A 12,546-nucleotide genomic window follows, 5' to 3' on the forward strand; every position below is an offset into this window, starting at 1 on the left:
ATACCTTTCTAGATTTATCAATACTGAATGGTATTCAAAATCGTAGTGATATGAATTTTTAATAAAAGATAATCTGAGGAGGAATTATATTATGCAAGTAGGATTAATTGGGTTAGGTAAAATGGGATTAAATTTAGGGAAAAATTTAATGGATCATAAACATGAAGTAGCAGCATTTGATTTAAATGCAAGTGCAGTGGAAGAAATGAAAGAGTACGGGGCAACAGGTACATCTAGTTTAAGTGAACTTGTTCAGTCATTACAATCACCAAGAATTCTTTGGGTAATGGTACCACACGCTGTTGTTGATTCTGTTATTGATGAGGTTACACCACTTTTATCAAAAGGAGATATTTTAATTGAAGCAGGTAATTCACATTATAAAGAGTCTATCCGCCGATATGAACAATTAAAGAAAGATGGCATTCACTTTATGGATGCAGGAACTTCTGGCGGAATGGAAGGCGCTCGTAATGGTGCTTGTTACATGATCGGAGGAGATCAAGAAGCTTGGGACATCGTTGAACCTATCTTCCGCGATACTGCTGTAGAAAATGGATTTTTATATGCTGGAAAAGCTGGTAGTGGTCACTTCTTAAAAATGGTTCACAACGGAATTGAATACGGTATGATGGCTGCTATTGGTGAAGGATTTGAGATTCTAGAGAAAAGTGAATTTGACTACGATTATGAAAAAGTATCAAGAGTATGGAACAACGGTTCAGTCATTCGCTCTTGGTTAATGGAATTAACAGAAAATGCATTTTCTAAAGATGCAAAACTGGATGAAATTAAGGGTGTTATGCATTCTTCTGGTGAAGGAAAATGGACAGTAGAAACAGCATTAGACCTTCAAACAGCAACTCCTGTTATCGCAATGTCTCTATTAATGCGCTACCGCTCATTAGACAATGATACATTTACAGGAAAAGTTGTAGCAGCTCTGCGCAATGAATTTGGCGGACATGCAGTAGAAAAGAAATAAAGTGAAACTTTAATAAGTAGGGGCTTTATTCCACACCAATCGGGCTTTTACGGGATAAGCATATTAAACATGTAACTCATCAACGTTTAAAAACTGGAGGGAATGGATCATGAAATTTTTTATTGATACTGCAAATCTTGAGGACATAAAAAAAGCATATAAACTTGGAGTTTTAGCTGGTGTTACAACAAATCCTTCTTTAGTAGCAAAAGAGGGCATTAAGTTTGAAGACCGTATTGCAGAAATTTGTCAGGCAGTGCCGAAAGTTGAATCTGTTTCGGCAGAAGTAACGCCAGATGCTGTTACAGCTGAAGAGATGATCGCTCAAGCAGAGGAACTGATTAAGATTAACGGCGGCGATGAAAAAGTTACAATAAAACTTCCGATGACGCTAGCAGGATTAGAAGCTTGTCGCTATCTTACTGAAAAAGGTGTAAAAACGAACGTTACACTTATTTTCACCGTGAACCAAGCACTTTTAGCAGCTCGAGCAGGTGCAACGTATGTTTCGCCATTTTTAGGGCGCTTAGATGATATTTCTGAAGATGGCGTATTATTAGTTGCTAAAATTGCTGAATTATTCGATGTTCATCAATTAGATACACAAATTATTGCGGCTTCTGTTAGACATCCAGATCACGTAACTCGTGTAGCGATGGCAGGTGCTCACATTGCAACAATCCCTTATAAAGTAATCGAGCAACTTGCTATGCACCCATTAACAGATCAAGGTATTGAGAAGTTTGCTGCGGATTGGGCGAAAGCTCCTAAATTATAATGCATAAAAGTGAAGGGGCTTTCCGAAAATTGCTTTTCATGAGAGGACAAATCCTAAGTAACTTCATCGTTTAAACTGGATCCTGAGTTTGTAGTCTTACTACGTGAAAACAGCAGAGAAGAAAGTGTCATTCACTTTTGAAGAAGGAAAATATGCTCGTATGAAGCATGTATAAAATAACACTATAATTATGAAAGAGAAATCCCCTTATCAGAGAGAGTAGTTAACATGTATCTCTGATAAGGGAGATTCTTTTTGTATAAATTATTATTTTGTGAAGATGATTTGTATATCGATATATAAATTCTTACTCATGAAAGAACGATATAGGTTCTCTTAATTGTATAGTAATTTTGAAAGGGTTTACATAAAGGGGTGGAACTGAGTATGAATATGTACCTTTTAATGATTACATTATTATCAATCGTAATTGTTATTTTAGGGGTATCGTGGTGGAGATGGCATGCATTTATTAGTTTAACGATTGCAAGTTTGTTTTTAGCAATTATGTCTGGGATGCCAATGGATAAAATAGTGAGTGCTTATGAAACGGGAGTCGGCAGTGTTCTCGGGCATTTAGTAGGTATTTTAGTATTAGGTACAATTTTAGGGAAAATGATGGCAGAGTCAGGTGCTGGAATGCAAGTGGCAGAGTTCTTTATTAAATCCTTTGGGATAAAAAACTTACCATGGGCTATGTTAATTGCAGGTTTTATTATTGGAATCCCGGTGTTTTTTGAAGTAGGTATTTTAATATTACTGCCGTTAGTAATTTCAATTCATAAAACAACGAAACAAAATATTTTATTAATAGCATTACCAGCAATTGCTGGGCTATCTGTCGTGCACGGTCTTGTTCCTCCGCATCCAGGGGCCATAGTTGCAATTGGTATTTATAAAGCGAATCTTGGGAAGGTACTAATGTATTCACTCATTATTACATTTTTTGCAGCGATTATTGCAGGTCCTATATTTGCGAAATGGATTCACAAACGTGTAATTCCTGAAAATGAGCCAGAATTGATTCGTGTAAATACAAAATCAACGAAATTACCAGGAATAGGGGTTTCATTTTTAGTTATATTGTTACCTGTTATGTTAATGGTTTTAGCTGCAGCAGCTCCTTATGTGCCTCTTTCTAATACTTTGATGAAGATTATCACATTAATCGGTAGTCCTATCATTGCACTATTGATTGCATGTTTTGCGGCGTTCTATTTTCTTGGATTTCGTCAAGGTATCGATAAAAAAGCTATTAAGAAGATAACAGAAGATAGCTTATTACCAATCGGTTCAATTGTTGCGATTATTGGTGCCGGCGGGGGTTTTAAGCAAATTCTTATCGATAGTGGGGTAGGGAATGCTATTGCTCAAATGTCTGAGCATTTAGCTCTATCTCCAATTGTATTAGCATTTATAGTAGCTGGATTAATTCGAATTGCGACAGGGTCAGCGACAGTCGCTTTAACAACAGCAGCCGGTATCGTTTCGCCAATCGTTGAAAATACAACAGGTGTGAATTTAGAATTACTCGTCATTGCAACAGGTGCAGGAGCGTTAATGTTTTCTCACGTAAACGATGCTGGGTTCTGGATGGTAAAAGAATACCTAGGCTTAACAGTGAAAGAAACATTTAAAACATGGACAGTATTAGAAACGTTACTTTCATTTATCGCTTTTGGAGGCGTTTTACTACTCGATATGTTTGTTTAAGATAAAGATGTTTCTATTTAGATAATTGTGGCATACAACGTTATCAATAGATAAAAGGAATGTATTTTTATGGTGGGATACTGTAGCAATTTTTTGTTAGGAGGAAGAGATGGTGAGCTCAAAATATATGATTGGTGTAGACATTGGGACAACTAGTACAAAATCAGTTCTATTTTCTACTGATGGATCTGTTATTGCTAGTCATGGAATTGAATATCCTTTATATTCTCCTACACCTGAAACAGCAGAACAAGACCCAGAAGAAATTTTTCGTGCAGTAATACATACGATTAAAGAAACTGTACGATCAAGTAGTGTACAGCCAAGTGATATTCTTTGTGTCTCTTTTAGTTCGGCAATGCATAGTATCATTGCTGTAGATGAAAAGGGAAAGCCGTTAACGAGATGTATCACTTGGGCAGATAATAGAAGTGCAAGCTGGGCGGAGAAAATAAAGAATGATATGAATGGTCATGAAATTTACCTTCGTACTGGGACACCAATTCATCCGATGTCACCACTTTCGAAATTAGTTTGGCTACAGAATGAGAAGGCAAAGTTATTCGCAAAAAGTTATAAATTCATTTCTATTAAAGAATATGTTTTTTACAAGTTATATAAAGAATATGTAATTGATTATTCTATAGCATCAGCAACAGGGATGTTTAATTTAAAATCTTTAAAATGGGATGAAGAGGCTTTACATGTAGCAGGAATTACAGATGACAAGCTTTCGAAGCTTGTTCCAACAACGCACAGTTTAACAGGATTAGATGAAGAGTTTGCCAAAGAGATGAATGTACTTGTTTCTACGCCTTTTGTAGTAGGAGCGAGTGATGGAGTACTATCTAATTTAGGTGTAAATGCAATAGACCCTGGCGTTGTAGCTGTTACAATTGGTACAAGCGGTGCGATACGTGCTGTAACAAATCGTCCTGTAACAGATCCAAAAGGTAGAATCTTTTGTTATGCGTTAACTGAAGACCATTGGGTAATCGGTGGTCCAGTTAATAACGGTGGTATGATTTTCAGATGGGCTCGTGACCAATTGGGTACTTCAGAGATTGAACTTGCGAAGCGTTTAGGAAAAGATCCATATGAAGTACTTACTGAAATAGCAGCAAAAGTGAATCCTGGATCTGACGGTTTATTATTTCACCCGTATTTAGCAGGGGAAAGAGCTCCTTTATGGAATGCAAATGCACGAGGATCTTTCTTTGGACTCGGATTGCATCATAAGAAAGAACATCTAATCCGTGCTGTTTTAGAAGGAGTAATTTATAACTTATATACAGTTCTTCTCGCTTTAAAAGAGCTAATTGGTGAACCGAAAAAAATTCAAGCGACAGGTGGTTTTGCAAGATCGGAACTTTGGAGGCAGATGATGGCGGATATTTTCCATCAAGACGTATATGTTCCGGAAAGTTTCGAAAGCTCTTGCTTAGGAGCTGCAATCCTCGGTTTATATAGTTTAGGTGAAATAGATACGTTGCATGTAGTTTCTGAAATGGTAGGTGCAGATTTTCATCATGAGCCAAATATGGAAAGTGTGGAAAAATATAAAGATTTAACGCCAATCTATATCCGTTTGTCCCGTCAATTGGAAGAAGAATATGAAAGTATAGCAGCGTATCAAAAAAAGTGGGTTTAAAAGCTATTTACCAAGAAAATATGGTAACGTATAAAGAGGTACTCCGATTTTTTAGGATACTCTTTCAACATAAAATATTTTAAGAAGCATGATGAACGAAAAATATAGGGAGAGAGGGTTATGAAAATGAAGGATAACAAAGAGTTTATTGGATATGTTGGAACTTACACGAAAGAAAATAGCGAAGGAATATATAAATTTACGCTAGATGTAGAAGCAAAAAAAATTAGTAATGTAACACTTGCCGCTAAGCTGGATAACCCTACATATGTAACGATTAACCGAAATAATGAATATCTCTATTCCGTTGTTAAGGAAGGCGAATCTGGCGGTGTAGCTACGTATTCCATTGATAGTCATACTGGAGAACTAAAAGCGAAAAATAGACAAGTAGTAGAAGGTGCTTCTCCTTGTCATATTAGTGTTGATAGTGGAAATCATACAGTAGTTACAGCGAATTACCATAAAGGAACGATTGAGTCTTTTGAAATAAATGAAGAAAATGGAACTGTAAATCCTGCTTCATCTATTATGGCACATGAAGGTTCAGGTCCGAATAAAGAAAGACAAGAAAAACCACATGCACATTACGCGGGATATACTCCTGATGAAAAATATGTAGTGGGCGTTGATTTAGGGATAGATAAAATAATTACGTATGAAGTAAAAGATAGTACATTAATAGAAGTGAATAGCCTGTCTGTGAATCCAGGAAGTGGACCAAGACACATTGCTTTTCATCCAAATGGAAAATACGCTTATGTAATGACGGAGCTTAGTTCAGAGGTTATTGCGCTAACATATAACTCGGAAGAAGGATCCTTTACAGAATTACAGTATATTTCTACTCTTCCAGAACAATTTGATGAAAATAGTCAAGGCAGTGCTATCCATATTTCTTCTGACGGCCGTTTTGTATATGCAGGAAATCGTGGTCATAATAGTATCGCTGTTTATAGCGTAGATCAAAATTCAGGTCAGCTTACATTTGTTGAACATACATCTACAGAAGGAAATTGGCCGAGGGACTTTGTATTAGACCCTACTGAAAAGTTTCTTGTTGCTACAAATGAAAAGTCACATAATCTTGTGTTATTTTCAAGAGATGAATCTACAGGTAAGTTAACACTTTTACAATCTGATGTTGTTGTGCCAGAGCCTGTTTGTGTGAAGTTTTTAAATATATAATTTCAGATGCCTAAACAAAAGCAAAGCGATATCGCTTTGCTTTTTATTATTTCTTTTTCGGTCTACGTACTAATTCGCCGCCGCAGTTTGGACAAACGTTATGTCTTTCTTCTGTACATGGTGCGCAAAATGTACATTCATATACACAAATGTATGCTTCAGAATCTTGTTCGAGCGATTGATCGCAAATTTGACAGTTTGTTTTCATTTCTAGTGCCATAATAAGTCTCCTTTTTAGTTAGAAAATTTATAATTTAATTATAATTCATTAAATAGAAATAGTCCTTTTCAATTGAAAGGAAATCGAATGATAAAGTTATGAATTGAAACGAAAGATGCTGGTTTATTTTAAAATTGATTATTTATTACAGTTGGAATATTATGAAATAGTCAAAAGACAACAGGGGGTATAGATTTTGACTAATCATAACGATCATTTAAAAGCAAACTGCGAAAAATGCTTCGGTCTATGTTGCGTTGCATTACCGTTCGCAGCATCGGTAGATTTTGCAGTGAATAAAGATGGTGGTAAACCATGTTCCAACTTACAATCAGATTTTAAATGTAGTATACATAAAAATCTTAGAGGAAAAGGGTATAAAGGTTGTACAGTATTTGAGTGTTTCGGTGCTGGACAGAAGATTTCTCAGGGTACGTTTAAAGGGATTGATTGGCGGAAAGATGCAAAGCATGCAAGAAAAATGTACGATGCTTTTCCGGTTATGCATCAACTTCATGAAATGCTTTGGTATTTGAATGAGGCGATTCTTTTAAAGGCAACACAGCCAATTCATAAAGAGCTGGAGAACGCAATTGAGGAGACAGAGCGACTTTCGAATTTAAATCCAGATGAGTTAATGAAAATAAATGTTCCAATGCATAGGGCAGAGGTGAACATTCTCCTTTTAGAAACGAGCGAACTAGTATGGAAGGAAATGAATACTGCGCGTAAGAAACGAATCATTCACCGCGGAGCAGACCTTATGGGAGCGAATCTGAAAAAGAAAAATTTACAAGGTGCAAATTTAAGAGGAGCTTATTTAATTGCGGCTAACTTAAATGGTGCAGATTTAAGAGGAGCAGATCTCATCGGAGCAGATTTGCGAGATGCAGATATTCGCGGGGCTGATTTTACTAATAGTATTTTTCTGACGCAAGTTCAAGTTAATGCTGCGAGAGGGGATAAGCATACGAAATTACCGAAATTATTGTCCCGTCCATCGCATTGGAGTGCGTAAAGAGTGAGGAGTGTTTAGTGTGGATATATTTCAGTATTTAGAAGAGATGCAAGAGGATGTCTTTTCGTTAGCAGTAGAGCAAATAGAAGCGAAGTATTATGATATTTGTTGCATGTTGGCGTCTACAGAATGTGCAGAGCGAATTAAAGTAATTGATTTAGAATCATATAAGGAAAGTATTCGAGTAGGTTTGGATGCAACTGTAGAAAGGGCTACTAATGAAGAAGCAAAAGCGATTTATTTTGAGTATGACCTTGATAACGAATGGGATAGTCAGTTCTATATTTGTGAGGAGTATTTTCCAATGGAAGAAGAGGATGACGATTGGGCATCTGAATGGACATATAATATTGAGGGGCCGGGGTCTGTAGAATTAGCAGATATGTATACTGAAAATGGCTTTGACACAAGTGAAAAAGCAGTCGGTATAACTTTATATTTAATTGCTAAAACGCTGTGTAGTTTTATAAGTGTACGTAGTGAAGTGCAAAGTAATATACCGATTTGTATTGGTTTTCACGACCAAGATCCAATTATGCGAACAGGCAGAGACTAAGAATCTCTGCCTGCTTTTTATTTCTTTTCAAAAGTAGTAATGAAAACGCTACATATAATGAGAATACCACCAATGAAAAAGTTACTATTTAATGTCTCATTTAATAAGAGCCAGCCAAGTAATGATCCAACGATAGGTTGGAAGAAGAAAAATAAGGAACCGATGCTTGCATCCATTAATTCTAATCCTTTATTCCAAAGGAAAAAGGCACCTGCTGTTGAGACGATTCCTAAGTATAATACGCCTAATATTACGTACGTATTTACTGTTCCGATAGAGGATGTTTGTAGTTCCCATATCATAAAAGGTGTAATAAAAAAGAGTGAAAAGAATATGGCATACGTTGTAATAACTAAAGATGAAAATCGAGCTGAAGCGGTTTTTACATAAATAGATAGTAAAGCCCACGTAATAGCGGCTCCAACTAAAATGATTGTTCCGATAAAATAATAGCCAATTTCAATGTCCCATCCGATTACGATAATGACACCGATTGTCGCTATTATAGTAGATAAAAGTCTACGAGCAGTTAGTTTCTCTTTCAAAATGAGCGCTGCAAATATAACCATAAATGCAGGTGTAGCTGATGTAACTAACGAGCCTGTATGAGCGTCGGATAATTTTGTTCCGATAAATTGGCATGTGATCGAAATGAAATAGCCGATAAATCCAATCCAAGCGAAGAGGAGCCAATCTTTTTTGCGAATGGTTACTTTTTTCTTTTGCTTTTTCTCAGCTAGTTTTAAAATGCCATACAAAACAACAAAAGCGATAATAAAGCGTAGCCAAACGAGTGTTAGTGGTGGGATAAAATCGAGTACGTATTTGCTAACAACATACATACCGCCCCATATACTTGCTGCTAGTGATAAATATATAGCTCCTAAAATTGTTTGTTTCATGTAAAGTACCTCCGTCTATTTTTAGGGTATTATGAGTTCCCTAAGACGAGGCGTAGTGTATGTGTTATATGATTGCCCGTCTTAGTTTATAGACGGCCTACAGGTTGATCGTTTTCGAATGAAGTGTTGTAGTACATGCGTGCATTCCTCCTCTTTAAGTTATAATGATATTATAACTTAATTTTCTGATTATTGGAGGTTGTTATGAAATATATCGTTATAAAATCACATGTTAGCAATTATCCTAATCCAATTCGCTTAGAAGAGGGGGATGTAGTGAAAATGATAGTGAGTTACGCTGGTCCGGAAAACTGGGAAAACTGGATGTTTTGTCACGAAGAGAAGTATAACCGGAAAGGATGGGTTCCGGAGCAAATTATAAGAAAAGATATGAATGGAACAGGAATTATTATAAAACAATATACTGCGAAAGAATTAAATGTGAGTATTGGAGAAAGATTGATCGGATTAGAAGAATTGAATGGATGGGTTTGGTGCGAAGGAAGAGATGGTGAGAAGGGCTGGATACCAAAGGAAAACTTACAAAAATATTAATAATAATATTTGATCAATAATTAGGAAACATATTTTTGCTTATGAGTATATTGGTTGTAGGATAAAAAGTAGATTAATAGAGAAAGAGGAGGAGATTATTATAACTACAACCGTTATTTCACATTTTTACAATGAAGAGTATTTATTGCCATGGTGGCTTATGCATCATACGAAACTTTTTGATCATGGTATTTTAATTAATAAAGGTTCAACAGATCGTTCCGTTGAGATTTGTAAAAAATTCGCACCGCATTGGGAGGTGCGAGATTCTGTAAATCCAGAGTTTGATGCATATGCGACAGATCATGAAGTGATGAGGATAGAACAAGAAGTACAAGGATGGAAAATGATTTTAAATACGACTGAGTTTCTTTGCGTGCAAGATAAAAATCAGTTTTGGAAATCGCTAAATGAATTGGGGGGGGAGGATGTATTGGCTGGACGGGCTTATTATGGTTGATGATCCTAACTACAACTATCCGGACCTTAACTTTGGAATACCTTTAATGAAACAGCGATTTCATGGTTATTTACCAGAAGATTGGCCGTTATGGAGAAGAGGTAGATTTATTCATAATCATGAGCATGGAAGTTATACGGTTGGAAGACATTTATCTGCGCATGAATCGATGATTTATCCACCTCTTGCCTGTATATTATGGTTTGGGTTTAGTCCGTGGAACGATGCGATGAGAAAGAGAAAGTTACAAATTGGTCCGACTCTTTCTGAAGCTAGTAAGCATGGGGGAATGGGGACGCACCATATTATTACGTCGGAAAGATTAGGAGAATGGTATAAGGAATTAGCGAGAGGAACGAAGGATTTACGTTTTAATGATGCATATCGTTATGTTTTTGTATAAATGATTTCCACCATAAAATTGTTTCTTCAATTCCTGTATTTAGATCGTATGTTGGTTTCCAGTTTACTTCAGTTTTTAAACGTTCTACATTAACCCCGACAAATAAAGGTTCATCTTTAGAGAAAGGGATTGCACCTAGTTTAATTAAATGTTCTTTTCCTATCTTTTTAGCAATGATAGAAGCTAACTTTTTAATTTGTACAGATTGACCAGAAGCGATATTGATGGTGCCTGTAACGCTGTGTTCTAATATTGTTACGAGAGCGTCAGCGACGTCACTCACATGGAGGAAATCTCTCGATTGTTTTCCATGTGTACATAGTGCTTCCTCGTTTTTTAATAAGGAAGTGATAATGTTAGAAACGAGCCGATTACCTTGTTCGTGAGGTCCATACATATGAAAAATGCGGCCCCAACACATGCTGAGGCCTGTTTGTTGTGCATACGTTTCTAGCCAGGAGTGCAGTGCATTTTTACATAAAGAATACGGGGTTTTATAGGAAAGGAGCGGTGAATCTTCAAATAATACGCCGTTAAACCATTCGTACTCTGCGCCAGTACCTGCAACGACAACACGCTTTCCGCCGCATGTTGTGAAGTGTTGAATCAATGAAATACTAGACTTTAGCCAATAGTAATTATTAATAGATACATAGCATGCTGGTGGCACCGCTTCCCAAGCAAGGTGAATGAGATGGCTAGGCTGAACATCCGAAATGAATTGTTTTACTTCGTCATCGCGAAGCAAGTTTACTTTATGCCAATGGCAAGGGAGGTGAGAGGGGTTATTTTTATTATACGTGGCGTGCACTTCATATCCCTTTTGTATAAGTGAATGTACAACATATTTACCTATCCAGCCACTACCACCTGTTACAACAACTTTCTTCATGGCTCGATCACCTCAATTTCTGGAACCGTCACTAAAAATTTACCGCCCCATTCACGAATGAAAGAGCATTCTTTCATAATTTCGTCTTTCAAATTCCAAGGAAGTATAAGAATGTAATCCGGTTTTGTACGTTTAATTTCTGCTGGAGATTTTATTGGAATACGAGTTCCTGGTAAAAGGAGATTTTGTTTGTGAGGATTTTTATCTACTGTATAAGCTAGAAATTCTTTACCTATCCCGCAATAATTCAAAAGGGTGTTTCCTTTAGCTGGAGCACCGTAACCGATAATTTGTTTGTTTAAAGCTTTCGCTTCAATAAAAAACTTTAAAATATTTATTTTCAATTGTTCGATGCGTTTAGAAAAAAGGAGATAGCAATCTAAAGTATCTAACCCGTGGTCGACTTCTTTTTGAATTAATTTTGTAACATTGGAATGGATAGTTGATTGGGCACTTAGATGGTTTACAAAAATCCGTAAGGAACCACCATGCGTTGAAAGTTCTTCTACATCAACAATTTGTAAATGATGATAACTTAAAACTTTTTGAAGGCTTATAAGTGAGAAGTAGGAAAAGTGCTCATGGTAGATAGTATCGAACTGTTTAAAGGATATGAGGTTTAATAAGTGTGGGAATTCAATTGTTATCGTGCCATCTTGTTTTAATAACGTTTTTAAACCGGCAACAAAATCATGCAAGTTTGGAACATGTGCTAATACGTTATTTGCGACGATTAAATCAGCTTGTGGCAATTTTTTTGCTAAGTCATTACTGAAAAAATTCACATGAGTAGGAATTCCTTTTTTGATAGCAATTTCTGCTACGTTTTTCGCGGGTTCAATTCCCAATGTCTCGATATTTTCTTTTTTAAAGTATTGTAATAAGTACCCATCGTTACTTGCGATTTCAATCACTTTTGAATGTTTCGTTAAGTTGAAACGCTTAATCGCCATTTCTACATATTGTTTAGCGTGTAGTAGCCAACTTGAGGAGTAAGAGCTGAAGTATAAATAGTTATGGAAAATATTTTGTGGGGATTCAAATTCATCTAGCTGTACGAGTAAACAAGAGTTACAAACAAATGTGTGCAGCGGATAAAAAGGTTCCATTTTATATGAGCTTTCAGGAGCTACAAATGAATTAGCAAGAGGGGAAACGCCCAAATCTAAAAAAGTGTTGGTTAGTAATGAGTGGCAAAAACGGCATTTTTTCTGTTCCATTTTAT

The 12,546-nt window shown here is 36.3% G+C and carries 12 protein-coding genes and 1 pseudogene; 9 read left to right on the forward strand and 4 right to left on the reverse strand.

Annotated features, from left to right (window positions below):
- Positions 1–91 precede the first annotated feature (91 nt).
- The 5 genes from gnd to HMAS_RS07685 all read left to right on the forward strand — a co-directional run bounded on the left by gnd (position 92) and on the right by HMAS_RS07685 (position 6,315).
- On the forward strand, positions 92–985 hold the full coding sequence (gene gnd, locus HMAS_RS07665; protein WP_001195911.1) for a phosphogluconate dehydrogenase (NAD(+)-dependent, decarboxylating): 894 nt from the start codon (positions 92–94) through the stop codon (positions 983–985).
- A gap of 109 nt (positions 986–1,094) precedes the next feature.
- Entirely contained in the window at positions 1,095–1,763 is a 669-nt protein-coding gene (fsa, locus tag HMAS_RS07670; protein WP_000667676.1) for a fructose-6-phosphate aldolase, read from the forward strand.
- A gap of 387 nt (positions 1,764–2,150) precedes the next feature.
- On the forward strand, positions 2,151–3,476 hold the full coding sequence (gene gntP, locus HMAS_RS07675) for a gluconate permease GntP (protein ID WP_116344742.1): 1,326 nt from the start codon (positions 2,151–2,153) through the stop codon (positions 3,474–3,476).
- Between the two features lie 109 nt (positions 3,477–3,585).
- The gene (gntK, locus tag HMAS_RS07680) at positions 3,586–5,127 is read left to right on the forward strand and encodes a gluconokinase (RefSeq protein ID WP_025708800.1); all 1,542 of its coding nucleotides are present in this window, start codon (positions 3,586–3,588) and stop codon (positions 5,125–5,127) included.
- A 120-nt stretch (positions 5,128–5,247) separates the two neighbouring features.
- On the forward strand, positions 5,248–6,315 hold the full coding sequence (locus HMAS_RS07685) for a lactonase family protein (protein ID WP_025708798.1): 1,068 nt from the start codon (positions 5,248–5,250) through the stop codon (positions 6,313–6,315).
- Positions 6,316–6,361: 46 nt separating this feature from the next.
- Here the strand turns inward: HMAS_RS07685 and HMAS_RS07690 are convergent, their stop codons facing one another.
- Positions 6,362–6,535, reverse strand: coding sequence for a DUF1272 domain-containing protein (locus HMAS_RS07690; RefSeq protein WP_001162788.1), 174 nt, complete (start codon positions 6,533–6,535; stop codon positions 6,362–6,364).
- Between the two features lie 196 nt (positions 6,536–6,731).
- On the opposite strand from HMAS_RS07690, the gene HMAS_RS07695 reads away from it, so the two are divergent.
- A complete protein-coding gene (locus tag HMAS_RS07695) occupies positions 6,732–7,553 on the forward strand; it encodes a pentapeptide repeat-containing protein (protein ID WP_000181428.1) in 822 nt (273 codons plus the stop codon).
- A gap of 19 nt (positions 7,554–7,572) precedes the next feature.
- Complete coding sequence (locus HMAS_RS07700) at positions 7,573–8,109, forward strand: hypothetical protein (RefSeq protein WP_000350936.1); 537 nt, start codon at positions 7,573–7,575, stop codon at positions 8,107–8,109.
- Between the two features lie 17 nt (positions 8,110–8,126).
- On the opposite strand, the gene HMAS_RS07705 is transcribed toward HMAS_RS07700, so the two are convergent.
- On the reverse strand, positions 8,127–9,011 hold the full coding sequence (locus HMAS_RS07705) for a DMT family transporter (protein ID WP_000814764.1): 885 nt from the start codon (positions 9,009–9,011) through the stop codon (positions 8,127–8,129).
- 204 nt (positions 9,012–9,215) lie between these two features.
- Between HMAS_RS07705 and HMAS_RS07710 the strand changes: the two genes are divergently transcribed.
- Both HMAS_RS07710 and HMAS_RS07715 read left to right on the forward strand, forming a co-directional pair.
- Positions 9,216–9,566 carry an SH3 domain-containing protein gene (locus HMAS_RS07710; RefSeq protein ID WP_116344743.1) on the forward strand — a complete coding sequence of 117 codons (351 nt, stop codon included), beginning with the start codon at positions 9,216–9,218 and terminating at the stop codon, positions 9,564–9,566.
- A 160-nt stretch (positions 9,567–9,726) separates the two neighbouring features.
- Positions 9,727–10,429: pseudogene (locus HMAS_RS07715) on the forward strand (glycosyltransferase family 2 protein).
- On the opposite strand, the gene HMAS_RS07720 reads toward HMAS_RS07715, so the two are convergent.
- Positions 10,398–11,321 (reverse strand): NAD-dependent epimerase/dehydratase family protein, encoded by a 924-nt coding sequence (locus HMAS_RS07720; RefSeq protein WP_000758375.1) that lies wholly within the window; start codon positions 11,319–11,321, stop codon positions 10,398–10,400. The pseudogene HMAS_RS07715 and the gene HMAS_RS07720 sit on opposite strands and share 32 nt — an antisense overlap.
- Positions 11,318–12,541: a class I SAM-dependent methyltransferase gene (locus HMAS_RS07725; protein ID WP_000435776.1), complete on the reverse strand. Its 1,224-nt coding sequence runs from the start codon at positions 12,539–12,541 to the stop codon at positions 11,318–11,320. Before HMAS_RS07725 ends, HMAS_RS07720 begins: the two co-directional genes overlap by 4 nt.
- Positions 12,542–12,546 lie beyond the last annotated feature (5 nt).

This window comes from Bacillus sp. HMA207, from assembly GCF_003402455.1.
Classification (GTDB): domain Bacteria; phylum Bacillota; class Bacilli; order Bacillales; family Bacillaceae_G; genus Bacillus_A; species Bacillus_A cereus.